Origin of the sequence: Bradyrhizobium sp. SZCCHNPS1003, from assembly GCF_032381555.1 — a bacterium.
Lineage (GTDB): Bacteria > Pseudomonadota > Alphaproteobacteria > Rhizobiales > Xanthobacteraceae > Bradyrhizobium.
The window spans coordinates 1-25786 of sequence record NZ_JAUHIU010000030.1; the positions used below are offsets into that span (position 1 = coordinate 1).

The following is a 25786-nucleotide window of genomic DNA, read 5'->3' on the forward strand; positions in this document are numbered from 1 at the left end:
CGAATAGCGAATAGCGAATAGCGAATAGCGAATAGCGAATAGCGAATAGCGAATAGCGAATAGCGAATAGCGAATAGCGAATAGGCTACTTCCCCTATTCGCTACTCGCAACTCGCTATTCGCCTCTCATCAAGTCTCGATCTTCACGTACTCGAAGTCACCCGGCTTGTTGTCGATGCCGACCTTCGGGGGCGCGATCCACGACGCGTACTCGCCGATCTCGGTGACCGGCTTCATCAATGAGGAGATGTAGGCGCCGTCATCGGTCGAGGGCAGCCAGTCGCTCTTGCGCTTGGCCCAGGTCCCCTCGTCGATCAGGATGCCGTCGGGCGTCGCATGGACGTCCTTGAACTCGCCGATGGCGCGGTGGAAGGCGGTATGCGGCAGCTTGAGCTGGAAGTCGTAGCCCGCCGTGCTGATGATCTTGTTCCAGCGCAACAGGCCCTTGACGCAGTCCTGCGAGTAGTCGTCGCGCAGGCGCATGTTGAGCGCGGTCAGCGCCGGCTCGTCGACCCGCTTGATCTCGCCGTCGACCAGCTTGAGCACCGGATAGGTCGCGTTCTTGAGCTGGTGATCGTCCTGGATCTGGGTCTCGTGATAGCGGCCCTTGATGCCGGCATTGAAGGCGTTCGCAGCGTTGGTCGAGACCTCCGAGCCGAACAGGTCGAGCGACAGCGTGTAGTGCAGATTCAGCTTCTTCTGGATCGTCGGCAGATCGATGACGCCGAGCGCGCGGACCTTGGCGATGTCGGTGGGATCATCTATCCTGGCGGCCCGCATCGCCTCGACGGTGCGCTGGATGACGCGGCCGACGCCGGTCTCGCCGACGAACATGTGATGCGCCTCCTCGGTCAGCATGAAGCGGCAGGTGCGCGACAGCGGATCGAAGCCGGACTGAGCGAGCGAGTGCAGCTGCATCTTGCCGTCGCGGTCGGTGAAGTAGGTGAACATGAAGAACGACAGCCAATCCGGCGTCTTCTCGTTGAAGGCGCCGAGCATGCGCGGGGAATCCGCGTCGCCCGAGCGGCGGCGCAGCAGCTCGTCGGCCTCCTCGCGGCCGTCGCGACCGAAATATTTCTGCAGCAGATAGACCATCGCCCAGAGGTGACGGCCCTCCTCGACGTTGACCTGGAACAGATTGCGCATGTCGTAGAGCGACGGCGCGGTCTTGCCGAGATGGCGCTGCTGCTCGACCGAGGCCGGCTCGGTGTCGCCCTGGATCACGATCAGGCGGCGCATCAGCGCGCGGTATTCGCCGGGCACCTCCTGCCAGGCCGGCTCGCCATAATGCTCGCCGAACGGGATCTTGCGATCCTCTTCCTGCGGAGCAAGGAGAATGCCCCAGCGATAGTCCGGCATCTTGACGTAGTCGAACTTGGCCCAGCCGCGCGGATCGACCGAATAGGCCGTGCGCAGATAAACCAGCGACTGCTGGAAGCCCTCGGGGCCCATGTCATTCCACCAGTCGACATAGCCGGGATGCCAGCCTTCCAGCGCCTTGAGGACCTGGCGGTCCTCGGCGAGATTCACGTTGTTCGGAATCTTGGTCGAGTAATCGACGTTCATGATGTTCATGTTCATGGAGACCTCCCGGGGGCTTTGATCTGTTGGAGGCGAGTAGCGAATGGCGAGTAGCGAATAGGGGTTCCAGACATCCTTCCCTATTCGCTATTCGCCACTCCCTATTCGCTCCCCTTACACTCGCGTCATGTCGTATTGCGGCCGCTCGCCGGTGCCGTAGCGCCGGAGCGCGCCCTCCTCGCCGACCGCGTTGGGGCGCTGGAAGATCCAGTTCTGCCAGGCGGTGAGGCGGGCGAAGATCTTCGATTCCATCGTCTCGGGGCCGGCGAAGCGCAGATTGGCTTCGAGACCCGTGAGGCTGTCCGGCGAGAAGCTGGCGCGCTCCTCGAGGAAGACGCGGATCTCGTCCTCCCAGTCGATGTCGTCGAGCGCGAAGGTGACGAGGCCCAGCTCCTCGGCCTCATCGGCCTCGAGCGGCTTGCCAGTCTGCGCGCGGACACGCTCGAGATCGCTGGGATCCGCGAGGAAGCGCGACTCCAGCCGCGTCAGGCCGTGACTCATCGGATAGGGGCCGAAATTCATCGCCGACAATTCGATCGCCGGCGCCGGACGGTTGTCGCCCTGGATGGTGCCGATCAGCATGTAGGAGCGGTCGGAGGCGAACACGAGCTCGGCGAGTGTGCCGGCAAAGCAGGAGCCGGGCTCAACCAAGGTCACCAGCGTCCGCGACGTGACATCGATGCGCTTCAGAACGCGCTTCCAATAGTGACGGATCTCGTTGACCAGCCAATGCGCCTTGTTGGCCTCCAGGAAGGCGTCATGGGCCAGCACCTGGGCGCGCTCGCCATGCGACTTGAACACCAGCATGGCGATGCCGAGCTCGTTGATGCGCAGATGCAGGATGGCATCATCCAGCTCGCGCGCAACCTGCAGCGGCCAGAACGATGCGCCCTGCGCGATCATGCCGTCGATGTCGGCGGGCGGCGCGGCTTCGGGGGCCGAGATCGTGATCGTGGCGATGCGGGCGGCGCGATCGATGTCGACGTTGACGAAGCCGTAGCGCACGCTCGACGCATCGATCACGCGCTTGAGCGGCGTGAGCGCAACGCCCTTGCCGCTGCCGTTGCGCTTGGAGGCGGCCGCGAACTCCTTGGCGCGCTCGGCCACCTTGGCATCGACCTTGGAGTTCGGCGCGATCTCATCGACCAGCCGCCACTGCACGGCGCGCTTGCCCTTGACCCCCTCTTCCGTCGTGCAGAACGCATCGGCGCGATCGCGGCGCACCTTGCGCTTGTCGACGACGCGCGTCAGGCCGCCGGTGCCTGGCAGCACGGCGAGCAGCGGAACCTCCGGCAGCGACACCGAGGACGATCCGTCATCGGCGAGGATGATGTGGTCGGTGGCGAGCGCGAGCTCATAGCCACCGCCGGCCGCTGTGCCGTTCACCACGGTAATGAAGCGCTGGCCGGAATTCTCGCTGGAATCCTCGAAGCCGTTGCGGGTCTCGTTGGTGAACTTGCAGAAGTTCACCTTGTGGGCATGGGTGGCGCCCGCGAGCATGCGGATGTTGGCGCCGGCGCAGAACACACGCGGCTTGGCCGAGCGCAGCACGACCACCTTCACCTCGGGGTGTTCGAAGCGCAGCCGCTGCACGGCGTCCGCCAGCTCGATGTCGACACCTAGATCATAGGAATTGAGCTTGAGCTGATAGCCCTCGAACAGGCCGCCATTCTCGTCGACGTCCATGGCGAGCGTCGCCACGTCACCGTCGATCGACAGCTTCCAATGCCTGTAGCGAGAGGGATCGGTCTGAAAATCGATGAACGTCTTGCCTCCCGCGAGCACGCGGTCTTCCCCGGCCATGAGTCACCCTTCGTTGGAGTGCTTATCGTTGAGATGCACAATAATTCATGTTTCGGCTGACGTCTACGACAAAAAGCCGAAACATGCACTTTGTTTCATGTTCGTGATGCCGGGGCCGGCAAGGTCGCGGCCGCGAACTCGGCAATGACCCGCAAGGTGGCGTCAGGCGACTCGCGATGCGGGGAATGGCCGGTGTTGGGCAGCATCGTCACCTCGACCGGGCAGTAGCACTCCTCCTGGATGATCTCGACCTGGCGGATGGTGCCGTACTGGTCGTCGACGCCCTGGATCACCGCGACGGGGACGCGGATATAGGCGAGGTCGCCGGTGATGTCCCAGGCCCGAAATGCCGGATCGAGCCAGGCGCCGTTCCAGCCGTAAAACGCGTTGTCGACGTCCTTGTGCCAGCGGCCGAGCTTGGTGCGCAGCTCCGTGGTTTCGTAAGTGGTCTTGATAGCGGCGATGGAGGAGACCGAGACGTCCTCAACGATGACATGCGGCGCAATCAGCACGATGCCGTCGAGGCGATGATCGGCGCGGCCGCCGGCGTAGATCGCCGCGATCGAGGCGCCGTCGGAATGGCCGACGAGGAGACCGCGCTGAAAGCCGATCTGATCGAGCAGCTTCGGCAGCACATCGCGGGCCTCGCGTTGCATGTAGTCGAGCGGCCGCGGCAGCATCACCGGGCTTGAGCCGCCGTAGCCGGCGCGCGAATAGGTGAACACGGAGGCGCCGGTGGCTTGTTGGAGCTTGTCGGGAAAATCGCCCCACAGGCCGACCGAGCCGAGGCCTTCGTGCAGCAGCACGATGCATGGCGCGTCGGAGGGCTGTGGACCGATCAGGCGATATTCGAGTTGAGCGGTGTCGATGGTGAGGAAGCCTGATGCAGCTAGCGCCATCGCGACCGCTCCGTCTGCACGTGATGTAAAATGCTCCCGCAGCTCGCTCCCTCGTTCCCTCCCCCCTTGTGGGGGAGGGCTAGGGAGGGGGGTAAGCCACACGCACCGGCGCGCGTGGCACCCCCCTCTCCACCTCTCCCCCACAAGGGGGGAGAGAGCCGAGCGGAGTTCGCGGCGATGAGTTGCGTCACCATGCACATATCCCGGCCCCGTCATTCCGGACGGCGCAGCGAAGCTGGGCCGATCCGGAATCTTGAGATTGTCTGTCGCTTGATCTCACCCACGTCGAGCTTCCGGGTTCGCGACTGCGGCGCGCGCGGGAATGACAGCCAATGACAGCTAATGTGCCCCCTCGCGCAGCTTGAAGCGCTGGATCTTGCCGGTCGCGGTTTTCGGCAGGCTGTCCACCACCTCGATCCAGCGCGGATATTTCCACGGGCCGATCTTCTGCTTGACGTGTTCCTTCAGTGCCTCGTGCAGGGTCGAGCGATCGACGCTCGGGCGCAGCACGACATAGGCCTTGGGCTTCAACAGGCCTTCCGGATCGGCTTCCGGCACCACGGCCGCTTCGAGCACGGAGGGATGCGTGATCAGGGCGCTCTCGACCTCGAACGGCGACACCCAGATGCCGGAGACCTTGAACATGTCGTCGGAGCGGCCGCAGAAGGTGTAGCGCCCATCGGCGTCGCGGACATATTTGTCGCCGGTTCGCGTCCAATAGCCCTCGAAGGTCGAGCGGGTCTTGTGGCGCTGATTCCAGTAGCCCTCACCGGCGGACGGTGCATGCACCAGCATCTCGCCGACCTCGCCGTCCGGCACGTCCTGGCCGGCCTCGTTGACAAGACGAACCTGATAGCCCGGCACAGGGCGCCCCGATGAGCCGTATTTGATGTCCCCGGGCACGTTGGACAGGAAGATGTGCAGCAGCTCGGTCGAGCCGACGCCATCGAGAATGTCGACGCCGAACCGCGCCTTCCAGGCATTGCCGACCGATTCCGGCAGCGCCTCCCCGGCCGAGGTGCAGATGCGCAGAGCGCTGCCGGCCTTCTCATGGCGCAGCGACTCATCGTGCAGCATCGCGGCGAACAAGGTCGGCACGCCGTAGAAGATGGTCGGATTGTAGCGGTTGAGGAGCTTGAACATCAGCGCCGGCGTCGGGCGCTCGGAGTTGAGGATCGTGGTTGCGCCGACCGACAGCGGGAAGGTCAGCGCATTGCCGAGGCCATAGGCGAAGAACAGCTTTGCGGCTGACAGACAGACATCGCTCTCGCGGATGCCGAGCACTTGGCTGGCATAGGTGTCGGCGGTCGCGGCGAGATTGCCATGCAGATGGCGCACGCCCTTGGGCATGCCGGTCGAACCGGATGAATACAGCCAGAACGCCGGCTCATCCTCATGGGTCGCGACCGTGTCGAACTGATCGCTCTCGCGCGCGAGCTCCTCGGACAGCAGCTTGTGGCCGAACGCCTTGCTGCCGGAGACAACAACACAGTCGAGATCGGGCATTCGCCCGACGATGTCCTTCACCACCGGGTACAGCGGCTCGGAGACGAACAGCACGCGGGCGCGGCAGTCCGCGAGCACATAGGCGTATTGCTCTGACGTCAGCAGCGTGTTGAGCGGCACCGGGACGATGCCGGCGCGCATCGCGCCGAGAAACACCGCGGGGAAATCCACCGTGTCGAGCATGATCATCGCCACGCGCTCCTCGCGGCGGACGCCAAGGCGGCGCAGCATGTTGGCGACGCGGCAGGTCTGCTGTTGCAGACCGCGATAGGTCAGCTCCGAGACCGTGTCCGTATAGGCGAGCTTGTCGCCGCGGCCCGCCTCGACATTGCGGTCAAGCAACCACGATACCGCATTGTACGACTTCACGGCATTCTCCCCGGATTTTTGAATTATAGTTCATACAAGGCCACCAACATCGCTTGCTGTCAATCCTTCCCGGCATTATGTTTCCTGGTCAAAAGAGTACCTCAGGGATATGACGCCACACAGCGATGCCCCGCGTGACGACGGCCAGTGCGCGGCCGAGACCGATTTCCTCGACCAGCTGGGCCAGCGGGTGCGGCGGATGCGCGGCCTCGCCGGCATGTCTCGCAAGGTGCTGGCCGAGGTCTCCGGGATTTCCGAGCGCTACATCGCCCAGCTCGAGAGCGGCAAAGGCAATGTCTCGATCGTGCTGCTGCGCCGGATCGCCAATGCGATCAACGCGCCGCTCGACGACATCATCCCCAGCGGCGAGCCATCGCCGGACTGGCCGGTCATTCGCGATCTCCTGAAGAAAGCGAGCCCGAGCCAGATCGCGGAGGTCAAGGAGCTGCTTGCCGGCAGCGCATCGGCGCCATTGCGGCGTTCGTTCTCAGGCATTGCGCTGATCGGCCTGCGCGGCGCCGGCAAGTCGACGCTGGGCAAGATGCTGGCGGAGCGGATCGGCTGGAGCTTCGTCGAGCTGAACAAGGAGATCGAGCGGCAGAACGGGCTTTCGGTTGCCGAGATCATCGCGCTCTACGGCCAGGAAGGCTTTCGCCGGATGGAGCAGGCCGCCCTGGTGCAACTGCTCGCGCGCAAGGAGCCGATGGTGCTGGCGACCGGCGGCGGCATCGTCTCCGAGCCGGTCACCTTCGACCTGATCCTGACCTCGTTCTACACCATCTGGCTCAAGGCCGAGCCGGAGGAGCACATGGGGCGTGTGCGCAAACAAGGTGACCTGCGCCCGATGGCCGACGACCGCTCGGCGATGGCCGAGCTGCGCAACATCCTGGCGAGCCGCGAGCCGCTGTACGCAAGGGCCAATGCGGTGGTCGATACGGCGGGGCTGTCGGTCGAGGCAGCCGCTGTGCGGCTGAGCGATGCCGTGCAGCCGGTGCTGACGGGCGACGCCCGGATGTTCGCGCGGGCGTGAGACGTCCTGCGACTTCGATCGCGCCGCAAGCGTCCGGTACGCATTAACCACCACCCACATTTCAATACCGGCGAGACTCGCCACACACCCTCCGATTGCTTAATCAATCGTTAAGTCACTGGAGGACGTGGGATGCAAAATCGTCGTCGTGAAGTTCGCCAGCGCGTCTACTATGGCGGCGTGCTGACCTTCAATTCAGGCTGCTCGACGCTGGCCTGCGTCGTGCGCAATTTCAACCACCGCGGCGTCAAGGTCGAGCTCGAGGGCAGCGTGCTGCTGCCGGACCGTGTCGAGATCAGCATCGAACGGCGCGGATGGTCACGACCGGCGCAGATGGTGTGGCGCGACGGCGCGGGCGCCGGCCTCGCCTTCCATCACGACGATGGCGAGGTGATCGATCTCGAAACGGCGCGCGCCTTGCGCCTGCAGGAGCGCGCCAACAGGCAGCTCAAATCGCGCCTCGAGCAATTGCTCTCGGGGCACTGAGCAAATGTCCGAATCCTCGCAAGAGCACGACGACTGGCTGATCGCCTCCGATGCGCCGCCGCCGGTCGCGGCGCGCACCGCCGAGCGCCCGCGATCGCACTGGCTCCGGCGCGTCACGCTGCTGCTCGCCGCTCAATATGTCATCGTGCTGGTGATCGGCGTCGCGGCGGCCTCGACCGTGCGCGCATTCGTGCTGCCGGAAGTCGCCGGTCGCTTCGAGGCGCTTGCGGCGGCGCTCAAGCGAACGCCGCTGCCTTGAGTTCTGAGCTGGTCACTCGATCTCCCGCAGCTCCGCATAGGTCAGCGGCAACAGGCCGGCGCCGTCGAAATAGATGAAGCGGAGGCGGCGGCGGCGTGAGATGAAGTTCGACGGCAGCGGATCGTAGCGGAAGGTGCCGCCGCCGAGATGCGGCGTCAGGCTGCCGACATCGGTCAGCGCGTCGATCTCCACCCGCAGCAGCTTGAGGCTGGCGCCATCGCGCAGGATCTCGAACGGGATGCGCGCCAGCCGCAGGAAGCTGGTCGGATCGGGGGCGGCGATGAAGCCGTCGACGAAGGCGGCCTCGACCTTGTCGAGGTCGGGCTCGGTCACCGCGACCGGCTTGGCGCCCTCCGGCTGGTGCGGCGTCTGCCACTGCACCGGTGCGCGCCCGTGCGCATGGTTGTGCCCGGGGCCGTGCGGCGGATGGTCATGATGATGGTCGTGATCATGCGGATGGCCATGATCGTGGTGGTGATCGCCGTGGTGGTGGTGATGTCGCATCGCAGGCCTCAATAGCTGACCGGCTTGTTGATGATGGACTTGTGGCTGCCGAGCTTGCCATGGGCGACCATCGAGCCCAGCGCCTCGACGACGACGCGGACGCCGATCAGCGCGGTGATGTCCGAGGTGTCATAGGGCGGCGAGACCTCGACCACTTCGAGGCCGCATAGGCCCTCGGCGGCGACGAGGCCGAGCAGCTTGAGCGCCTCGCGCGGCAGGAAGCCGCCGGGCTCGGGCCAACCGGTGCCGGGCACGAAGCCGCAATCGATGGAGTCGACGTCGAACGAGATGTAGACCGCGTCGGCATCCTTCCAGGCCAGCTCGAGCGCGATCTCCGCCGTCTTCTCCAGGCCGATCTTCTCGATGTCCGCGATGGTGAGGACGTTGGTGTTGCGCTTGCGCGCGACCTCGACACCCTCGCGCGGCACCTGCCAGCCGCCGATGCCGAGCTGCACCAGGTTGGTCGGCGACACGTTCGGCAAATTGGTCGCCCAGTACCAGGGCGTGGTGTGCATGCGCTCGTCGAGATCCTTCTCCTGGATGTCGATGTGGCGGTCGAAATGAATGATGCCGATGCGCTTGTCGGTACACTCAGCGATGCCGCGCACGCAGGGGAAGCCGATCGAATGGTCGCCGCCGAGCATGATCGGCAGCGCTCCGGACGAGAACACATGCGCGACGCCGCGGCTGATCTGGTCGAAGCTCTTTTCGAGGTTGGCGGGAATGGTGAAGACGTCGCCGGCATCGCACAGGGTCATCTGCTCGCGCAGGTCGACCCCGAGCTCGTAGTTGTAGGGCGTGTAGAGCGCGGAGATGCGGCGGATGCCCTGCGGCCCGAAGCGGGTGCCGGGGCGATAGGTGGTGCCGGAATCGAAGGGAATGCCGATCACGGCGGCGTCGTATTTGGCGACGTCACGGACGTTCTCGACATACGGCGCCTTCATGAAGGTGTTGATCCCGGCGAAATGCGGCAGCTCGCCGCGCGCAAAGGTCGGGATCTCGCGATCGGTCAGGCTGTCGGCGCCGGGCAGACCCATGTCGAGCGCCCATTGCCGCTCCTTGCGCCAGCCGTTGCTTGGCAATTTGCCCTCGGCCTCCAGCGCCTGCCAGCCTTGGGTGGCCATCTTGTCGAAGTCCGGATGGTGGCGGCGCATGCTCTGGCGCTGCGGCTGCAAGCCGGCACGGCGTGACCTGCGCATGGATGGGAATGACATGAAGACTCTCCTTCGTTTCTTTCGACGTTTCTTGAACTGACTATTGCGCCGCCTGCACGCTGGCGCGGATGAAGCCGAGCACGGGCACGGCGCTGTCGCGGGTGAGATCGAGGTCGTAGGTGATGCGCGCGCCGAACCGCTCCGGCGCCTGCGGATCCTTGCGCGGCCGGTCGAGTGCGATCAGCCGCGTGGCGAGGCCGAACGCCTCCTTGATGTCGTGGGTGACCATCACGATGGTCATGTTGTGCTCGCGCCACAGCGGCTTGATCAGCGAATGCATCTGGGCGCGGGTGCCGGGATCGAGCGCGCCGAAGGGCTCATCGAGCAGCAGCACGCGCGGCTGCTTCGCCAGTGCCTGCGCAATCGCCAGGCGCTGCTGCATGCCGCCGGACAATGCGCTTGGATATTTGTCGCGATGCTCGGCCAGGCCGACGGCCTCGATCAGCGCGAGGCTTTTCTCCATCGCCTCCTTGCGCGCCGACCCGAACAGCCGCGCCGTGAACGGGCAGGCGGCGAGCTCATAGCCGAGCAGCACGTTGCCGAGCACGGTCAGATGCGGAAACACCGAGTAGCGCTGGAACACGATGCCGCGGTCCGGCCCCGGCTCGGCCGGGAAAGGCTGGCCGTCGAGCAGCACGGCGCCTTGCGTCGGCTTCTCCTGGCCGAGGATCAGACGCAGAAAGGTGCTCTTGCCCGCGCCGGAAGGACCGACGATCGACAGGAACGTACCGGAGGCGATCTCGAGATTGATGCGTTCGAGCACCACCTGGTTGCCGTATTCGACCCAGACATTCCGGAACGACAGCGTGCTCATCAGCGCGCTCCGCCGTCATATGCCCAGGGGAACGCGCGCCGGCCGATCCACACCAAGGCCAGGTCGAACAGATAGGCGAGCAGCGTGATCCAGACGACATAGGGCAAGATCACGTCCATCGACAGATAGCGCCTGACCAGGAAGATGCGGTAGCCGAGCCCGACGTCGGAGGCGATGGCCTCCGCCGAGATCAGGAACAGGAACGCCGGGCCGATCATCAGCCGCAGGCACTTGATCAGGCGCGGCATGATCTGCGGCAGCACGACACGGATCGCGACCTGCCAGGTCGAGCCGCCGAGCGTTTGCGCCTTGATCAGCTGCTCGCGCGGCATGGCCTGCACCTCGAGTGAGAGATCGCGCACCAGCGTCGGCGTGACGCCGATGACGATCAGCACCACCTTGGACAATTCGCCGAGACCGAACACGATGAACAGAACCGGCAGCACCGCCATCGGCGGGATCATCGACAGCACCGCGACCAGCGTGCCGAAGCCGGCGCCGGCCACCGGCAGCAATCCGATGGCGAGTCCGAGCACGAGCCCGATCACCGCCGCGATGCCGAGCCCGAGCGCGAGGCGCTGCAGGCTCGCCGCCGTGTCGGACCACAGCACGTAGTCGCCGGAGCGGCGATCAGGCTCGGTCGCGAGCCGCTTGGAGGTCGCGACCATCTCGGAGACCGGCGGCAGCAGCTTGTCGTCGGGATTGTCCGCGCGCCGCTGCGCCGACCCGACCACGTAGATCAGCGCGATCAGCAGGAACGGCAACAGGGCCAGCAACAGCCGGCTGCCCCGGTTCGGAACGACGTTCATGGCACGCGGCATCGACAGACTCCGTCATTCCTCATTGAAAGGAGGCGCGCCAGCGCCGTCTCGAACCATGAGGCCCCGATCCGGGCGTCATTCTTCGAGACGCTTGCGCTCGCGCAAGCTCCTCAGGATGAGGGGAGACACTGGTTGCCCGGCGGGAACACGGTCAGAGCTTCCCTTCGGCCGCCATCTTCATGAAGGTCGGATCGAAGCGCAGCTTCACGTTGCTGGCCGAGCCCAGCGCCTTCGTTGGCGTGGAGATGCCGACCGCGTCCTTCGACTTCACCTTCTCGCCAAGCAGATTGTGATCGAAGCAGAAGGTGCGCACGAGATCCATGATCTTCGGCAGCTCTGGTCCGGTCATGAAGGCGAGCGCGTCCTTCGGCTCATAGTACATGAACGTGGTCTTGAGCTGGGTCTCGAAACCGGCGAGATCGGTGCCCGACAGCTTGGCCATCGCCTCGCGCGCGGCCTTGCCCTTCTCGCTCTGTTCCTTCATCAGCGCGATGGTCTCGTACCAGATGCCGACCAGCGCCTTGCCGAGCTCGGGATTGTCCTTGAGCGTCGCGCTGTTGACGACCAGGAGATCCTCGATTTCGCCGGGGATCTTGCTGGAGTCGAACACCAGCGTCGCGCCCGGCTCGGCCTTCACCTCCAGGAGTTGCGGATTCCAGGTCACGACCGCGGTGGTGTCGGGCGACTTCGCAGCGGCGACGATGTCGGCGTCGGAGGTGTTGACGGTCTTGATGTTCTTCTCGGACAGCTTCACGGTCTCGAGGCCGCGCGCCAGCAGATAGTGCGACACCGAGAGCTCGACGAGGTTGACCTTCTGGCCCTTGATGTCGGCCAGCGTCTTGCCTTTCTTCAGCACGACGCCGTCATTGCCGTTGGAATAGTCGCCCATGATGATGGCCGACGTGTCGACGCCGCCGGCGGCGGGGATGGTCAGCGCATCCATGTTGGTGACGGTGACGCCGTCGAACTTGCCGGCGGTGTACTGGTTGATCGACTCGACGTAGTCGTTGATCTGGGTGACCTTGATCGAGATGCCGTATTTGTCGGCCCATTTCTTGACGATGCCGGACTCGGCCGCATACGGCCACGGCATCCAGCCGACATAGATCGTCCAGGCGATATTGAATTCCTTCTTCTTCTCAGCTGACGCGGGCGACAGCGATGCGGTCGCCAGCGTCGATGCAGCGAGCAGTGCAACAAACAGATTTCGCGCTTTTGCCATGTCCAGTCCCTCATCGGTTTTCTGACCGCGGACTGGCATGAAGAACCTCGTGCCTGCCAAGCGCGGCCACTGAGGTCTCCCGGGTTTTTATCCCGCCGTGCACCAGGGCTCTCCCCTGGCGGCTGCTCTCGGACCAGCATTCTCGATGGAGAACCGGAACCCTAGCTGCCAACTCTGAGCAACGAGAGGAGCAATCCGCGTGCCAGGGAAAAATGCTTGCGATTCAATGGAACCGGCGGCACGCTGTGCTCAAAAATTCGGCACTCAGAATTCTTCTTGGGCGAGGTGGCACGTCAGCCGACGCCGGTCATGCAACGACCGCATGAACCGTCCGGTGCACGGGGGCGACATCATCAGGCAGGCACGTCAGTCGCAGTGATTTGGAGTCTCGTTGATATGATCAGGTCTTCCGGGATCGCATTGGCAACCATTCTGGCTCTCAGCCTCGCCGCCGATGCAGCCTTCGCGCAGAGCGCGCCCGCTCCCGATGCGCCGGCGCAACCTGCTCCCGCCGCAAGCCCCACGCCGACAGCCACTCCCGCACCAGCCGCCTCGGCCGAGAAACCCGGCGACGCCAAGCCGGCCAGCGAGGCGACCGCGCCGAAGAAGACGCGGACGAGGACCAGCACGCGCAAGGAAGTCGAGGACTCCCTGCGCAGCGGCACGGTGCCGTCACGCTATCGCAGCCGGGTGCCGAAGGAGTACCAGAAGTACATCCCGTTCCATCGCTGAGGTCTAGAGTGGCGGCGTCATTTTCACGATGATTCCGACGATCAGCATGAAGGCGAGACACAGCCCCGTCTCAAGGTCAGAATGAACAGACCAGAAGCCGCGCAGGCCGGCCACGGCCTTCTGTGGTGATTCGATTCGAATACGAGGTGCACGCATTTGTTCAACCTCTGATAAAAGGAAAAACAAACTACTACCCTGGAAAAATAATCCCGTCCAAGCCGCGCCTCAAGGCGAAAAATCAGCGCATGTCGGGGCAGCAATCAAAATCTACGCCCAACGCCCGACGCGATCTTGATTTGAGTCAATCCGCATCCACGTCGGAATAGCCGGCAGCGCGCCGCCCTCAAATACCCAGATAGCGGTGCTGCAGCTCCGGCTCGGCCATCAGTTGCTCCGACGTGCCGTGCCACACGGTGCGGCCACGCTCGATGATGTAGTGGCGGTCGCAGATGCGGGTCAGATGTCCGACATTCTTGTCGATCACCAGGATCGACTGCCCGCGCGATTTCAGCAGCGACAGGCAGTTCCAGATCTCCTCTCGGATCAACGGCGCCAGACCCTCGGTCGCCTCGTCGAGAATGAGGAGTTTCGGGTTGGTCATCAGGGCGCGGCCGATCGCCAGCATCTGCTGCTCGCCGCCGGAGAGCTGGTTGCCCATGTTGCTGCCGCGTTCGGCGAGCCGCGGAAACAGCGCGTGGATCTTGTCGAGCGTCCAGGGATCGGACGCGCCGAGCCGGTTGGTCGAGGCCGCCACGAGATTCTCGGTGACGGTCAGATTCGGAAAGATCTGCCGTCCCTCCGGCACCAGGCCGATGCCGAGCTGAGCGATCCTGTAGGACGGCAGCTTTCGTGTCTCCTGACCGCTGAAGCGGATCAGGCCGGCGCGCGCCTGGGTGAGACCCATGATCGAGCGGATCGTGGTGGTCTTGCCCATGCCGTTGCGGCCCATCAGCGAGACCATCTCGCCGGGACGGATCGCCAACGACAGGCCGAACAGGACCTGGCTCAGGCCGTAACAGGTCTCGATGCCGTCGACCTCGAGCAGCATGGCGCTTGTCCCCAGATCAACCATGGCCGACCACCACGTGCTGATCGCCGAGATAGGCGCGCTTGACCTCCTCGTTCTGCCGGATCTCGTCCGGCTTGCCCGAGGCGATGATGCGACCATAGACGAGGACCGAGATGCGGTCGGCGAGCGCGAACACCGCCTCCATGTCATGCTCGACCAGCACGATCGACACTTCCTTGCGCAGCTCGTTCAGCAGCTTCACCATGCGCTGCGACTCGGTCACCCCCAGGCCGGCCATCGGCTCGTCGAGCAGCAGGAGCTGCGGCTTGGTCGCGAGCGCGACCGCGAGCTCCAGCTCGCGCTGCTCGCCATGGCTTAGCTTCGACACCAGCACATCGGCGCGATGGCCGAGACCGACGCGCTCCAGCGCGGCGTGCGCGGCGGCACGCAGCGGCTTGTCCTTGCGCGCGGCGGCGAAGAAACGGAACGAGTGCTTGCCGTCATGGGCTTGCGCCGCAAGCGCGACATTGTCGGCTGCGGTGAAGTCCGTCAGCAGCGAGGTGATCTGGAACGAACGCGCCAGCCCCAGCGCGCTGCGCTTATAGGCGGGGAAATGCGAGATGTCGCGGCCCCCTAAGAAAATGCGACCCGCATGCGGCGCCAGGTGGCCGGTGAGCTGGCTGATCAGCGTGGTCTTGCCGGCGCCGTTCGGCCCGATGATGGCGTGGATCTCGCCCTTGGCAACGTCGAGACAGACGTGATCAGTCGCGACGATGCCGCCGAACCGGCGCACGAGATTGTCGACGCGAAGCAGAGGTTCAGCCACGGTTCAACCTCCCGAGCATGCCCATGATGCCGCCGCGGCCGAACAGCACGATCAGGAGCAGCAGCGGCCCCATGATCAGCGCCCAATATTCGGTGATCTGCGACAGCACCTCTTCCAGCACCAGGAACACCACCGAGCCGACGACTGGCCCCATCAGGGTGCCCATGCCGCCGAGGATGACCATCACCATGAGGTCGCCGGAGCGGGTCCAGTACATCACGGCAGGGCTGACGAAATCGGTGTTGTTGGCGAGCAGCGCGCCGGACAGCCCGCACAGCATGCCGGCGATGACGAAGCAGGCCAGCTTGTAGCGCTTCGACGGGAAGCCGATCGCCTGCATGCGCTGCTCGTTGGAACGCAGGCCCTGCAGCACGAGACCAAAGCGCGAATTGACGATGCGCCAGACCAGCACGACGACGGCGAGCAGGCAGAACAGGCAGAGATAATAGAACTGCACGCGGTTGCCGAGATTGATGAGGCCACCGAAATCGCTACGCTTGTAGACGGTGAGCCCGTCATCCCCGCCGTAACGGGCGAGGCCGGACGCGACGTAGTAGGCCATCTGCGCAAAGGCCAGCGTGATCATGATGAAATAGACGCCGCGGGTACGCAAGGAGAGCGCGCCGATGACCAGCGCGTAGAGCGCCGAAACCGCGATGGCGACCGCGAACTGTGCATAACCGGAGCCGATGCCCTCCTGCGCCAGGATGCCGACGGCGTAGCCGCCGATGCCGAGATAGGCGGCATGGCCGAAGCTCATCATGCCGCCATAGCCCATGATCAGGTTGAGGCTGACGGCCGCCAGCGCCAGGATCACGATGCGGGTGAACAGCGTAAGGATGAAGATATTGCCGGAGAGGTTCGAATAGACCGGCAGCAGCACCAGGCCGGCCACGACAATGATGGCCACGATGGTCGAAACGTTGAGCGAGGACTTCATCTGCGGTTGGCCGGAAACAGACCTTCAGGCCGCGCCACCAGCACGATCGCCATCAGGAGATAGATCAGCATCGACGACATCGCCGGCGCCGCAGTGGAGGCCGCGGCCGAGTTCAGGACCTGGCGCAGCAGATTGGGCAGAAAGGCGCGGCCCATGGTATCGATCAGGCCGATCATGATCGCCGCGATGAAGGCGCCGCGGATCGAGCCGATGCCGCCGATCACGATCACCACGAAGGCGAGAATCAGGATGTTCTCGCCCATGCCGATCTGCACCGTGAGGATCGGCGCCTGCATGAGCCCGGCGAGGCCGGCGAGCGCGGCGCCGAGGCCGAACACCAACGTGTAGAGCAGCTTGATGTTGATGCCGAGCGCGCCGATCATCTCGCGGTTGGAGGCGCCTGCGCGGATCAGCATGCCGATCCGCGTCCTCATCACGCCGAGATAGAGCAGAAGCGCCACCAGCAACGCCACGACGATGATCGCAAGCCGATAGGCCGGATATTGGATGCCGGGCAGGATCGTGACCGGGAAGGCGAGCCAGGACGGCAGCGGCAGCGCCAGTCCCGCCGGGCCCCAGATCAGCCGGACGGCCTCGTTGAAGAACAGGATCAGGCCGAACGTCGCGAGCACGTGGTCGAGATGGTCGCGCCCATAGAGATGGCGTAGTGCCGTGAATTCGAGCACGATGCCGAGCAGAAGCGTGGCACCGAGCGCCATGACCGCGCCGAGCACGAAGCTGCCGGTCCAGGCCACGAAGGTCGCCGCGAAATAGGCGCCCATCATGTAGAGCGAGCCGTGGGCGAGGTTGACGAGGTCCATGATGCCGAACACCAGCGTCAGGCCGGCGGCCAGCAGGAACAGCAGCAGTCCGAACTGCAGCCCGTTCAGGAATTGTTCGACGACGAGAAGCATGCCCCTCACTTCACGCTCAAAAAGACGGCGGCAGAACCCGTTCCAGGCGCTGCCGCCATGTCCATCCCGATCTTAGGCCGGAGATGTTTTAAGCTTCAAGCAAATTCCAGGCCTGTTTCGTCCCCTGGCTCGGAATTCTTTCCGCTCACTTCATCGGGCACTTGTCGTGGAAGCGGTCCTGGTCGTTCTCGACGATGGTGGCGACCATCTTCAGCGACAGCTGGCCGTCGGCGTCCTTGACCACGTCCTGCAGGTAGAAGTTCTGGATCGGGATGTGGTTGTTGCCGAACTTGAAGGAGCCGCGCAGCGACTTGAAGTTGGCCTTCTCCATCTCGGCCTTCATCGCGTCCTTCTTGGACGTGTCGCCCTTGACCGCAACCACGGCGCTGTTGATCAGCTGCGCCGCATCATAGGCCTGGGCGCCGTAATAGGTCGGACGCAGGCCGGTGTATTTCTTGCGGTAGTCGGCGACGAATTTCTTGTTCTGCTCGTTCGGCAGGTCGTTGACCCATTCCTGGGCGCCGGGCACGCCGATCGCATTGTCCTTCTGCAGCGGCAGCGACAATTCGTCGACGGTGAAGGCGGTGTAGAGCGGCATCTTCTCCTTGAGGCCGGCCTGCGAATATTGATTGAGGAATTGCACGCCGGCAGCGCCGGGATAGAACACGAAGATGGATTCGGCGCCCGAGGCGCGCGCCTTGGAGAGCTCGGCGGAAAAGTCGAGCTGGCTCGGCCACACCGTGTATTCCTCACCGACGACCTGGCCCTTGAAGGTGCTCTTCACGCCCGCCAGCATGTCCTTGCCGGCCGCATAGTTCGGGCCGATCAGAAACACCGACTTGACGCCCTTCTGGTTCATGTAGAGGCCCATCGCGGCCGGCGTCTGGTCGTTCTGCCAGGAGGTCGAGAACACGTAAGGAGAGCACAATTCACCGGCGAGCTGCGACGGGCCGGCATTGGCCGAGATCAGAAAGGTCTGGGAATCCACCGCGGTCTTCAGCGACGCCAGCAGCACGTTCGACCAGATGTAGCCGACGATGAAATCGACCTTGTCGGACTGCACCAGCTTCTCGGTCTTCTGCTTGCCGACGTCAGGCTTCTGCTGGTCGTCCTCGTAGATCACCTCGACCGGTTTGCCGTCGATCTTGCGGCCGAGATGGTCGAGCGCGAGCTCGAACGAATTTCGCATGTCGTTGCCGATCACGGCGGTCGGACCGCTGAACGTCGAGACGAAGCCGATCTTGATGGTGTCGCCGGCGAAGGCCGTGCTCGAAAACAGCAGCGCCGCGGCGCCTGCCAGCCAGAACCTCTTCATGGTCTTCCCTCCCCTCAAGCAAATCGTTCTTATCGTTGTTTCGTCGCCGGCACGCAGTAGCACGACCAGCGGCGGCGTTTCGCCGCAGCATCCGTCGCGCGGTGCTGATCCTGCGGGTCATCGATCCATGCACCATAATTCCCGGAAACGGACAAAGGCAAGAACTATAGTGCCTGTTAAGGATACCGCAGCACGGCAGAACCGGCCGCGTCAGCCTGACACGGCCGGCTGCGATACTCTCGGTATCACTCGCAACGAGCGTCACTTCACCAGCGCGCAACCACCGTCCGCAATCGGCCGGAACGCCTGCTCGGCCGGAATCGTCGAGACCAGACGATAGTAGTCGTAAGGATATTTCGACTCATCCGGCTTCTTGACCTCGAACAGATACATCGGGTGGATCACGCGGCCGTCGGCCCGGATCGTCACATCGCCGAACAGCTTGTCCTTGCCCTTCACCGTCTTCATCTGCGGCACGACGTCCTTGGCATCGTCACTGCCGGTGGCCGCAACCGCGTTGAGATAGGCGAGCGTCGAGGCATAGACGCCGGCCTGATTGCCGCTCGGCATCTTGCCGTTCATGCCGGGGCGCGCCGCGAAACGCTTGGCGAAGGCGCGGGTGTCGTCGTCCATGTCCCAGTAGAAGGCTTCGAGCAGTTGCAGGCCCTGCGCCGCCTTCAGGCCCATACCGTGGATATCATTGATGAACAGCAGGAACGCGACCAGGGACTGGCCGCCCTGCTGAATGCCGAACTCGGACGCCTGCTTGACCGCATTGATGGTGTCGCCGCCGGCATTCGCCAGCCCGATCACCTTGGCCTTCGAGCCCTGCGCCTGCAGCAGGAACGAGGCGAAGTCCGTCGTGCCGAGCGGATGCTTGGCCGAGCCGAGCACCTTGCCGCCGTGCTTCTCGATGTAGTTGGTGGCCTCCGCCTCGATGCCCTGGCCGAGCGCGTAGTTGACCGTGATGAAGTACCAGTCCTTGCCACCGCGGCCCATCATCGCGGCTGCCGTGGTGTTGCCGGTCGCCCAGGCGTCGTTGACCCACTGAATGGTGTTGGGCGAGCACGCCTTGCCGGTCAGATCGGAGCTCGCGGTGGACGAGGCCAGGAACGTCATGCGGCTGTTGCGCAGCAGCTCGTTGACGGTGAGGCCGACCGCGGAGTTGGGCACGTCGACGACGGCGTCGACCTTGTCGACATCGAGCCATTTGCGCGTGATCGCCGAGCCGACATCGGCCTTGTTCTGGTGATCGGCATAGACGATCTCGACCTTGATGCCTTTACCGCCACCGTTGAAATCCTCCGCCGCCATGCGCGCGGCCTCGACCGAGCCCATGCCGTTGGTGTCCTGGAAGATGCCGGAAATATCGTTGAGCACGCCGACGCGTACGACATTGTCCGAGATCTCGCCGGCCCGCGCCGCGCCTGCAAGGCAGAATATTGCGACCAGCGCCAGCGCGCACGAATTGAGCTGCTTCATGATGTCCTTCCCCGTGTGTTGCTTGTTTGATTGTTGTCGTTGCGACTGGAGATCGTCTCCAGTTGCGAAATCAGCCCTGCCGATCCGGAATGCGCACCACCAGTCCGGCCAGCGCCGGCTGCACCTTGATCTGGCAGGACAGCCGGCTGTTCGTCCGGCGCTCGGCGGCGGTGCCGTCGAGCAGCGCGTCCTCATCGTCCGAGACCGGATCGAGCTTCCCGGTCCAGGCGTCATCGACATAGACGTGGCAGGTGGCGCAGACGGCGTTGCCGCCGCATTCGGCGACGATGCCGTCGATGCCGTGGGTCAGGGCCGCCAGCATGACGCTGGCGCCGTCCTCGGCCTCCACGCTTTCGCTGCGGTTGTCGGGATGGATGAAGGTGATCGTGGTCATGGTACAGCTCAGGCTGGAGTAAAGGTGACCGGCAGGCTCTCCAGCCCGCGCAGCGTGTTGTTGTAGCGGCGCTTCGGCTCGCCGCTCATCGTGATGCTCCCGACCTTGCGTGCGAGCGCCGTCAGCACCGCCTCGCCTTCGAGCCGCGCGACGAGCTGGCCGACGCACATGTGGATGCCCGAGCCAAAGCCGACATGGCCGGAGACTTTTCGGGTGACGTCGTAGGCGTCGGGCTGCTCCCAGCGGCGCGGGTCGCGATTGGCGCTACCTAAGAACATCAGCACCTTCTCGCCTTCGGGAATCGTGACGCCGCCGAGTTCGACGTCACGCGTGGTGGTGCGGAAGAAGGTCTGCACCGGGCTTTCGAACCGCACGGCCTCCTCGAACGCGTTGCGCGCCAGCGACGGATCGGCGCGCAGCCGCGCCCATTGATCGGGGAAGCGCGCGAGGCAATAGACCGCAGCACCGATGCCGTAGACGGTGGTGTCGAGCCCGGCCGACAGCAGCGAGCGCACCAGCAATGGCGCTTCGGCCGGCGTGATGTCGCCGCTATCGGTGAAGGCGTGGATGCAGGAGCCGAAGCCGCCGGACGTGAGATTGTCGCGCTGGCACTGCTCCGTGACATAGGCCTGGTGCGGCGCCGAGCGCTCGATCGCCTGCTGGCGCAGCTCATTCGGCGGACCGAACGCGTTGAACACCAGGCTCGCATAGGGAATGAGATGCTCGCGCCCCTCCGGCTTCAGCCCGAGCGCATCGGGAAACACCGACAGCGGATAGGCCTCGGCGAGATCGGGGATCACGTCGAACGAGCCACGGCCTACGAGCTCGTCGACCTTGGCCTCGGCCGCGGCGATGAAGCCGTCGCGCAGCCGCTTCATGACGGCCGGCGACAGCACCTTGCTCAGCACGGCGCGGGTGCGCGTATGCGCCGGCGGATCCGCCTCGAGGATCAGGCTCGGCGGCCGCCACGGCTTCTCCTTGGCGAAGTCGCTCAAGCCCACGCCGCGGCTGGAGCAGAACGTCTGGGGATCGTTGAGAACGGCATAGACCTCGGCGTAGCGGGCGACGCCGTAGACGTTCCACGCGTCCAGATGGACGACGGGGCCGGCCTCGCGCATCTCCTGATGCGCGGGATAGGGATCGTCGAAGAATTCATACGAGAACGGGTCGACGGCGAGGTGCGGGATGACCGGCGCAACACCGGCAGCGGGGGAAAGACCTGTTGGGTTCATGCGGAGCTCCCGAAGTTTGGCCTTGTCATGCGGCTTTTCGTATCCGTATGAGTGGCGATGCATGGACGTTGGGGATCATGAGCGAGAAATCCGGGACGCCGCGCAAGGCGCAGCCGCGCGAAGCTGAGGGGCAAGGCCTCACGCTCGATCTCGACCGCTATGTGCCGGCCTTCATCACCTTCATCGCCAACAAGCTGTCGAACAGCGCCACCGCGTTCTATCAGCGCAATTTCGGCGTCAACGTCACCGAATGGCGTATCATGTCGCTGCTGGCGATCGAGCCGGGCATCCCGGCCTCGCGCATCTGCAGCGTGATCGGCTTCGACAAGGGGCCGGTCAGCCGTACGCTGGCGCTGATGAAGGGCCGCGGCCTGATCGCGATCCGCAACGATCCGGAGGACGGCCGCAGCCATTCGATCTCGCTGACCGCCAAGGGCCGCGCGACGCACGACAAGGTCATCATCGCCGCGCTGGAACGCGAGCGGCGTCTGCTCGCCTGTCTCGACAAGGATGAGCGGGAAGTCCTGATCACGCTGCTGCGCCGAATCCACGACAATCTCGACGCCGTCACGGGCGCGAGCTGAGCCACTCAGGCAGGAGCCGCCGAACGGCTGACCCGTTCGCTGCGGCAATCTGTTGGCGCGCGCGCAAGCGGCCGCGCCTGCGGCGAGCAGGCTGCGCATGACGTTCCCGTCCCTTCTTCGAGACGCGGATCATCCCGCGCCTCCATTGCTGATCGGGTCGATCGTTCCACATATTAGTTGCTTTAGCAACGATATATTTTCGGCCGCATGAGATCCCGCAGCGCGAAAGCGCCGTCGCACTCGATCCTTCAAATTCTAGCTATCGGCGAAGGCGCGCGGCAATTTCGCCCTGATATGCCGTGTCGGCCGCGCTCCCGATTGCGGCGCGGCCTGCGGGGAGAGGCGGATGTTGGGGTTCATTTTCGGTTTCAATGCGCGTCTCGGCCGTCTGCAATATTTTCTCGCCTCGCTCGGTCTTGCACTGGTTTCGGTGGTTCTGATCGTGGTCGTGGCCGTCGGTCTTGCCGCCCTCGCCCCTCAGAAGTCGGAGCTGACGGTGAGCTTGCCGATCGTGGTGCTGATCGGCCTGTGCCTGGTGGCGAACCTGATGCTGCAGGCGATGCGCTTTCGCGACATCGGCTGGGACCCGGTCTGTGTGATCCCGGCCTGGATCGCCGTCATGGTGCTGGACTACGTGATCGCCGGCCGGTTTCCCGAATACGCGGCGACATCATCGCACCACGGCACGTGGGTTGGCGCCCTGGTCAATCTCGGCCTGAGCGTTGCGCTGCTGTTCTTCCCCAGCGGGGCTGACGACGCACAGCTGTCCGGCGGCACCCCTGTCAGCCGCACGCCGTCTGCCCCCTTCCAGAGCTCCCGCAGCGCGAGCTCGGCGACGGAGGCGCGCCTCGCGCGGATCACCGGCGGCGACACCGGACGGCGCGGGTGGTAGGCGGCTCCCTTAGCCCAGGACTGCCCGCCAATTAGGCAACGCGCCGAGATCCGCGACGATCCGTCGACCTGCAGCGTTGCCCACCAGCTCCCAACCCTCTGACAGACAAGATTTTTCGTCTCAGACCCGGCGTCTGCGCCGTGTACACAATGGCATGTGGCTTGCTACGTTTGCAGCCGTATCGGCGAAGCGGAGCGCAAGGAAATGGCAAGCCAGACATCGGGATCACGACAGATTCGGAGCGCGGCGTGACCGAGACCGTCGCCGAGATCGTTGCCGCCCATCGTGCCGGCCTGACGACGCCAAAGGACACGGTCGCGCGCACGTTCGCCCGCATCCGCGCGCACAACGACCCCGCCATCTTCATCAGCCTCCGCGACGAGACGGATGCCCTGGCCGAAGCCGAGAGCCTCGCGGCCAGGGACGCCGCGGCGCTGCCGCTCTACGGCGTGCCCGTCGCGGTCAAGGACAACATCGACGTTGCAGGCCTGCCGACAACAGCGGCGTGCCCGGCCTTTGCCTACACGCCCGCACGCGATTCCACGGCGGTGGCGCGGCTGCGCGCGGCCGGCGCCATCATCATCGGCAAGACCAATCTCGACCAGTTCGCCACCGGCCTCGTCGGGGTGCGGTCGCCCTACGGCATCCCGAGAAATCCCGTTCACGCCGATCTCGTGCCGGGCGGATCGAGCTCCGGCTCGGCGGTCGCGGTCTCAGCGGGTCTCGTGCCGCTGTCGCTCGGGACGGATACGGCAGGCTCCGGCCGTGTGCCGGCAATGCTCAACAACATCGTCGGCCTGAAGCCGAGCCTCGGCATGATCTCGACGTCCGGCCTGGTGCCGGCCTGCCGCACGCTCGACTGCATTTCGGTGTTCTCGCTGACGGTCGACGACGCCGTCGCGGCGCTCTCGGTGCTGGCGGCGCCGGATCCGCTCGATCCGTTCTCGCGCGACCGGCCGCTTGCGGCCGTGACGGCATTTCCCGAGGGCGTGAAGCTCGGCATTCCCCGCCCCGGGCAATTGATCTTCTTCGGCGACAAGGCAGCGGACGCCGCCTATGGCGCTGCGGCCGCGCGCTTCGTCAAGCTCGGCGCCCAGCTGGTCGAGTTCGACCTCGAGCCGTTCTACGAGACCGCGCGGCTGCTCTATGAAGGCCCCTGGGTCGCCGAGCGCTATCTCGTGATCCGCGATCTCCTCGCCTCCGATCCCGATGCGATCCACCCCGTGACGCGCGAGATCACCATCGGCGGCGCGCGCGGCAGCGCGGCCGAGACCTTTGCTGCGCTGTACCGCCTGCAGGCCCTGCGCAAGGTGGCCGAGCGCACCTTCGCCAATGTCGACGCGCTGGTGCTGCCGACCGCGCCGACCGCCTACACGACATCGGACGTGCTCGCGAACCCGATCGAGCTGAACAGCCGGCTCGGCACCTACACCAACTTCGTCAACCTGCTCGATCTCTGCGGGCTTGCCGTGCCGGCTGCGATGCGCAGCGACGGCGTCCCGTTCGGCATCACCCTGCTGGCGCCTGCCGGCCGCGATGCGGCGCTCGCCAGTCTCGGCCGCGCCTTCCATGCCGACACGGCGCTGCCGGTCGGCGCCAAGGCGACACCGCAGCCGCCGCTCGCGCCCGTGTCGCCGTCACTGCACGGCGACGAGATCGCCGTCGTCGTCGTCGGCGCGCATCTCTCTGGCATGGCGCTCAATCACGAGCTGACCGCTCTCGGCGGCCGCCTGCTGGAAGCAACGACCACCGCGCCTGACTACAAGCTCTACGCGCTGTCGACCACGCCGCCCAAGCCCGGCATGCTGCGGATCGACGACGGCCAGGGTACTTCGATGGCGGTCGAGCTCTGGGCGCTGTCGGCGGCGAGCTTCGGCAAATTCGTCAACCTGATTCCGCCGCCGCTGTCGGTCGGCACCATCCGCTTGGCGGACGGCCGCACCGCCAAGGGCTTCCTCGTCGAGCCGGCCGCGCTCGATGGCGCCCGCGACATCTCGGAGTTCGGCGGCTGGCGAGCGTATATGGCGCAGAAGGGCTGATCTATTTCGCGCGTCATGATTGCGTGCGCTGCCGTAGGGTAGGCAAAGGCGCGCCCGTACTGTCCCAACGAGCGAGATCGCGGTTGCGCCGTGCCCACCGTTTCGCCGCGGAGTCCGTGGCCCGATGGTGGGCACGCTGCCGCCTAACGGCGGCTGCTTTGCCCACCCTACCGCTCGAACGAAGAGCTACACCGACACCGCGTAGATCTCGTATTCGCCGCGCACCAGCTCGATGTGGGCTTTCATGGCACTCGCCGCGCCGGCCTTGTCGCCGCGCAGGATGGCGACGACGACGCGGTCGTGCTCGGCATGCGACTTGGCGAGGCGGCCGAGATTGCGGAACTGCGCGCGGCGGAACGGCTGCACGCGCACCCGCGTCGCCAAGGTGATCTCGGCGATGTAGGCATTGTGCGCGCCGGCATAGATCGCGTTGTGGAAGCGCTCGTTGACCTCGTGGAAGCGCTCGGGATTGCCGGCGTGGCTGAGATTGCGCAGCTCCTCGTGGATGGCTTCCAGCCGCTGCCGCTCGACCGGCGTCATGCGCTGCGCCGCGAGACCGGCGCACAGGCCCTCGAGCTCGGCCATCGCCTCGAACATGCCGGTGAGACGGTCGGCCGACGGTCGCGCCACCACCGCGCCGCGATGTGCACGCGCCTCGATCAGCCCGGAAGTCGCCAATTGACGCAGCGCTTCGCGCACCGGCGTGCGCGAGACATTGAAGCGCTTGGCGATCTCGGTCTCGTCCAGCGGCGCCCCCGGCGCCAGCGCGCCGCGCACGATCTCATCGGCGAGTTGCAGGCGCAACTCCTCGGCGCGGGTGATCTTCGCAACCGCAGGCGGCGCGCGGTCGATGCGCTTGATCTCGGAGTCGCGGGCGGGCCGCTGCCGCGTTCGCGGCGGAAGATCGTCCAGGCTCATC

At 65.0% G+C, this 25786-nt stretch carries 25 protein-coding genes and 1 riboswitch; of the genes, 7 read left to right on the forward strand and 18 right to left on the reverse strand.

What is annotated here, in order from left to right:
• Positions 1–129 precede the first annotated feature (129 nt).
• The 4 genes from boxB to QX126_RS31780 form a co-directional block, all read right to left on the reverse strand.
• Positions 130–1581 (reverse strand): benzoyl-CoA 2,3-epoxidase subunit BoxB, encoded by a 1452-nt coding sequence (gene boxB, locus QX126_RS31765; protein WP_315786341.1) that lies wholly within the window; start codon positions 1579–1581, stop codon positions 130–132.
• 114 nt (positions 1582–1695) lie between these two features.
• On the reverse strand, positions 1696–3384 hold the full coding sequence (boxC, locus tag QX126_RS31770; protein WP_315786344.1) for a 2,3-epoxybenzoyl-CoA dihydrolase: 1689 nt from the start codon (positions 3382–3384) through the stop codon (positions 1696–1698).
• Between the two features lie 95 nt (positions 3385–3479).
• Complete coding sequence (locus QX126_RS31775) at positions 3480–4283, reverse strand: alpha/beta hydrolase (protein ID WP_315786347.1); 804 nt, start codon at positions 4281–4283, stop codon at positions 3480–3482.
• A 339-nt stretch (positions 4284–4622) separates the two neighbouring features.
• On the reverse strand, positions 4623–6158 hold the full coding sequence (locus QX126_RS31780) for a benzoate-CoA ligase family protein (RefSeq protein ID WP_315786349.1): 1536 nt from the start codon (positions 6156–6158) through the stop codon (positions 4623–4625).
• A gap of 109 nt (positions 6159–6267) precedes the next feature.
• Between QX126_RS31780 and QX126_RS31785 the strand changes: the two genes are divergently transcribed.
• From QX126_RS31785 to QX126_RS31795, 3 genes are all read left to right on the forward strand, one after another.
• Positions 6268–7188: a helix-turn-helix transcriptional regulator gene (locus tag QX126_RS31785; RefSeq protein ID WP_315786350.1), complete on the forward strand. Its 921-nt coding sequence runs from the start codon at positions 6268–6270 to the stop codon at positions 7186–7188.
• A gap of 132 nt (positions 7189–7320) precedes the next feature.
• Entirely contained in the window at positions 7321–7674 is a 354-nt protein-coding gene (locus tag QX126_RS31790; protein WP_315786352.1) for a PilZ domain-containing protein, read from the forward strand.
• A gap of 4 nt (positions 7675–7678) precedes the next feature.
• Complete coding sequence (locus QX126_RS31795) at positions 7679–7933, forward strand: hypothetical protein (protein ID WP_315786355.1); 255 nt, start codon at positions 7679–7681, stop codon at positions 7931–7933.
• Positions 7934–7945: 12 nt separating this feature from the next.
• Here the strand turns inward: QX126_RS31795 and QX126_RS31800 are convergent, their stop codons facing one another.
• From QX126_RS31800 to QX126_RS31820, 5 genes are all read right to left on the reverse strand, one after another.
• The gene (locus tag QX126_RS31800) at positions 7946–8314 is read right to left on the reverse strand and encodes a hypothetical protein (protein ID WP_315786399.1); all 369 of its coding nucleotides are present in this window, start codon (positions 8312–8314) and stop codon (positions 7946–7948) included.
• 131 nt (positions 8315–8445) lie between these two features.
• The gene (locus QX126_RS31805) at positions 8446–9651 is read right to left on the reverse strand and encodes an agmatinase family protein (RefSeq protein ID WP_315786357.1); all 1206 of its coding nucleotides are present in this window, start codon (positions 9649–9651) and stop codon (positions 8446–8448) included.
• A gap of 40 nt (positions 9652–9691) precedes the next feature.
• Positions 9692–10465, reverse strand: coding sequence for an ABC transporter ATP-binding protein (locus QX126_RS31810; protein ID WP_315740528.1), 774 nt, complete (start codon positions 10463–10465; stop codon positions 9692–9694).
• On the reverse strand, positions 10465–11286 hold the full coding sequence (locus tag QX126_RS31815) for an ABC transporter permease (protein WP_315740529.1): 822 nt from the start codon (positions 11284–11286) through the stop codon (positions 10465–10467). The genes QX126_RS31810 and QX126_RS31815 overlap by 1 nt, the downstream gene beginning before the upstream one ends.
• A gap of 151 nt (positions 11287–11437) precedes the next feature.
• Positions 11438–12508 (reverse strand): putative urea ABC transporter substrate-binding protein, encoded by a 1071-nt coding sequence (locus QX126_RS31820; RefSeq protein ID WP_315786360.1) that lies wholly within the window; start codon positions 12506–12508, stop codon positions 11438–11440.
• Positions 12509–12582: 74 nt separating this feature from the next.
• A riboswitch (guanidine-I (ykkC/yxkD leader) is annotated at positions 12583–12684 on the reverse strand.
• A 220-nt stretch (positions 12685–12904) separates the two neighbouring features.
• Here QX126_RS31820 and QX126_RS31825 point away from each other — a divergent pair.
• Positions 12905–13240, forward strand: a complete 336-nt coding sequence (locus QX126_RS31825) for a hypothetical protein (RefSeq protein WP_315740531.1) — start codon at positions 12905–12907, stop codon at positions 13238–13240.
• Between the two features lie 343 nt (positions 13241–13583).
• Here the strand turns inward: QX126_RS31825 and QX126_RS31830 are convergent, their stop codons facing one another.
• The 8 genes from QX126_RS31830 to QX126_RS31865 all read right to left on the reverse strand — a co-directional run bounded on the left by QX126_RS31830 (position 13584) and on the right by QX126_RS31865 (position 21352).
• The gene (locus QX126_RS31830; RefSeq protein ID WP_315740627.1) at positions 13584–14288 is read right to left on the reverse strand and encodes an ABC transporter ATP-binding protein; all 705 of its coding nucleotides are present in this window, start codon (positions 14286–14288) and stop codon (positions 13584–13586) included.
• Between the two features lie 16 nt (positions 14289–14304).
• Positions 14305–15075: an ABC transporter ATP-binding protein gene (locus QX126_RS31835; protein WP_315740532.1), complete on the reverse strand. Its 771-nt coding sequence runs from the start codon at positions 15073–15075 to the stop codon at positions 14305–14307.
• Positions 15068–16015: a branched-chain amino acid ABC transporter permease gene (locus QX126_RS31840; protein WP_315786362.1), complete on the reverse strand. Its 948-nt coding sequence runs from the start codon at positions 16013–16015 to the stop codon at positions 15068–15070. The genes QX126_RS31835 and QX126_RS31840 overlap by 8 nt, the downstream gene beginning before the upstream one ends.
• Positions 16012–16929, reverse strand: coding sequence for a branched-chain amino acid ABC transporter permease (locus tag QX126_RS31845; protein ID WP_315740534.1), 918 nt, complete (start codon positions 16927–16929; stop codon positions 16012–16014). Before QX126_RS31845 ends, QX126_RS31840 begins: the two co-directional genes overlap by 4 nt.
• A 145-nt stretch (positions 16930–17074) precedes the next feature.
• Positions 17075–18244, reverse strand: a complete 1170-nt coding sequence (locus QX126_RS31850; RefSeq protein WP_315740535.1) for an ABC transporter substrate-binding protein — start codon at positions 18242–18244, stop codon at positions 17075–17077.
• 261 nt (positions 18245–18505) lie between these two features.
• The gene (locus QX126_RS31855; protein ID WP_315786365.1) at positions 18506–19726 is read right to left on the reverse strand and encodes an ABC transporter substrate-binding protein; all 1221 of its coding nucleotides are present in this window, start codon (positions 19724–19726) and stop codon (positions 18506–18508) included.
• 70 nt (positions 19727–19796) lie between these two features.
• Positions 19797–20120, reverse strand: coding sequence for a 2Fe-2S iron-sulfur cluster-binding protein (locus tag QX126_RS31860; protein ID WP_315786368.1), 324 nt, complete (start codon positions 20118–20120; stop codon positions 19797–19799).
• 8 nt (positions 20121–20128) lie between these two features.
• The gene (locus tag QX126_RS31865; RefSeq protein WP_315786370.1) at positions 20129–21352 is read right to left on the reverse strand and encodes a cytochrome P450; all 1224 of its coding nucleotides are present in this window, start codon (positions 21350–21352) and stop codon (positions 20129–20131) included.
• Positions 21353–21429: 77 nt separating this feature from the next.
• Between QX126_RS31865 and QX126_RS31870 the strand changes: the two genes are divergently transcribed.
• The 3 genes from QX126_RS31870 to atzF all read left to right on the forward strand — a co-directional run bounded on the left by QX126_RS31870 (position 21430) and on the right by atzF (position 24867).
• Positions 21430–21936 (forward strand): MarR family winged helix-turn-helix transcriptional regulator, encoded by a 507-nt coding sequence (locus QX126_RS31870; protein ID WP_315740539.1) that lies wholly within the window; start codon positions 21430–21432, stop codon positions 21934–21936.
• Positions 21937–22282: 346 nt separating this feature from the next.
• Positions 22283–22828: a DUF805 domain-containing protein gene (locus QX126_RS31875; RefSeq protein ID WP_315786373.1), complete on the forward strand. Its 546-nt coding sequence runs from the start codon at positions 22283–22285 to the stop codon at positions 22826–22828.
• Positions 22829–23076: 248 nt separating this feature from the next.
• Positions 23077–24867 carry an allophanate hydrolase gene (gene atzF, locus QX126_RS31880; RefSeq protein ID WP_315786376.1) on the forward strand — a complete coding sequence of 597 codons (1791 nt, stop codon included), beginning with the start codon at positions 23077–23079 and terminating at the stop codon, positions 24865–24867.
• Positions 24868–25053: 186 nt separating this feature from the next.
• On the opposite strand, the gene QX126_RS31885 is transcribed toward atzF, so the two are convergent.
• Complete coding sequence (locus QX126_RS31885) at positions 25054–25785, reverse strand: GntR family transcriptional regulator (RefSeq protein WP_315740542.1); 732 nt, start codon at positions 25783–25785, stop codon at positions 25054–25056.
• Position 25786 lies beyond the last annotated feature (1 nt).

What these genes read in the sequence shown, in the direction of transcription:
- QX126_RS31850 (WP_315740535.1), bottom strand. Translation starts at nt 18,244, where the DNA reads ATGAAGAGGTTCTGGCTGGCAGGCGCCGCGGCGCTGCTGTTTTCGAGC.
- QX126_RS31860 (WP_315786368.1), bottom strand. Translation starts at nt 20,120, where the DNA reads ATGACCACGATCACCTTCATCCATCCCGACAACCGCAGCGAAAGCGTG.
- QX126_RS31810 (WP_315740528.1), bottom strand. Translation starts at nt 10,465, where the DNA reads ATGAGCACGCTGTCGTTCCGGAATGTCTGGGTCGAATACGGCAACCAG.
- QX126_RS31825 (WP_315740531.1), top strand. Translation starts at nt 12,905, where the DNA reads ATGATCAGGTCTTCCGGGATCGCATTGGCAACCATTCTGGCTCTCAGC.
- QX126_RS31845 (WP_315740534.1), bottom strand. Translation starts at nt 16,929, where the DNA reads ATGCTTCTCGTCGTCGAACAATTCCTGAACGGGCTGCAGTTCGGACTG.
- QX126_RS31870 (WP_315740539.1), top strand. Translation starts at nt 21,430, where the DNA reads ATGAGCGAGAAATCCGGGACGCCGCGCAAGGCGCAGCCGCGCGAAGCT.
- QX126_RS31775 (WP_315786347.1), bottom strand. Translation starts at nt 4,283, where the DNA reads ATGGCGCTAGCTGCATCAGGCTTCCTCACCATCGACACCGCTCAACTC.
- QX126_RS31875 (WP_315786373.1), top strand. Translation starts at nt 22,283, where the DNA reads ATGTTGGGGTTCATTTTCGGTTTCAATGCGCGTCTCGGCCGTCTGCAA.
- QX126_RS31855 (WP_315786365.1), bottom strand. Translation starts at nt 19,726, where the DNA reads ATGAAGCAGCTCAATTCGTGCGCGCTGGCGCTGGTCGCAATATTCTGC.
- QX126_RS31865 (WP_315786370.1), bottom strand. Translation starts at nt 21,352, where the DNA reads ATGAACCCAACAGGTCTTTCCCCCGCTGCCGGTGTTGCGCCGGTCATC.
- QX126_RS31885 (WP_315740542.1), bottom strand. Translation starts at nt 25,785, where the DNA reads ATGAGCCTGGACGATCTTCCGCCGCGAACGCGGCAGCGGCCCGCCCGC.
- QX126_RS31830 (WP_315740627.1), bottom strand. Translation starts at nt 14,288, where the DNA reads ATGCTGCTCGAGGTCGACGGCATCGAGACCTGTTACGGCCTGAGCCAG.
- QX126_RS31785 (WP_315786350.1), top strand. Translation starts at nt 6,268, where the DNA reads ATGACGCCACACAGCGATGCCCCGCGTGACGACGGCCAGTGCGCGGCC.
- QX126_RS31790 (WP_315786352.1), top strand. Translation starts at nt 7,321, where the DNA reads ATGCAAAATCGTCGTCGTGAAGTTCGCCAGCGCGTCTACTATGGCGGC.
- QX126_RS31795 (WP_315786355.1), top strand. Translation starts at nt 7,679, where the DNA reads ATGTCCGAATCCTCGCAAGAGCACGACGACTGGCTGATCGCCTCCGAT.
- boxC (WP_315786344.1), bottom strand. Translation starts at nt 3,384, where the DNA reads ATGGCCGGGGAAGACCGCGTGCTCGCGGGAGGCAAGACGTTCATCGAT.
- QX126_RS31815 (WP_315740529.1), bottom strand. Translation starts at nt 11,286, where the DNA reads ATGCCGCGTGCCATGAACGTCGTTCCGAACCGGGGCAGCCGGCTGTTG.
- QX126_RS31840 (WP_315786362.1), bottom strand. Translation starts at nt 16,015, where the DNA reads ATGAAGTCCTCGCTCAACGTTTCGACCATCGTGGCCATCATTGTCGTG.
- QX126_RS31805 (WP_315786357.1), bottom strand. Translation starts at nt 9,651, where the DNA reads ATGTCATTCCCATCCATGCGCAGGTCACGCCGTGCCGGCTTGCAGCCG.
- QX126_RS31820 (WP_315786360.1), bottom strand. Translation starts at nt 12,508, where the DNA reads ATGGCAAAAGCGCGAAATCTGTTTGTTGCACTGCTCGCTGCATCGACG.
- boxB (WP_315786341.1), bottom strand. Translation starts at nt 1,581, where the DNA reads ATGAACATGAACATCATGAACGTCGATTACTCGACCAAGATTCCGAAC.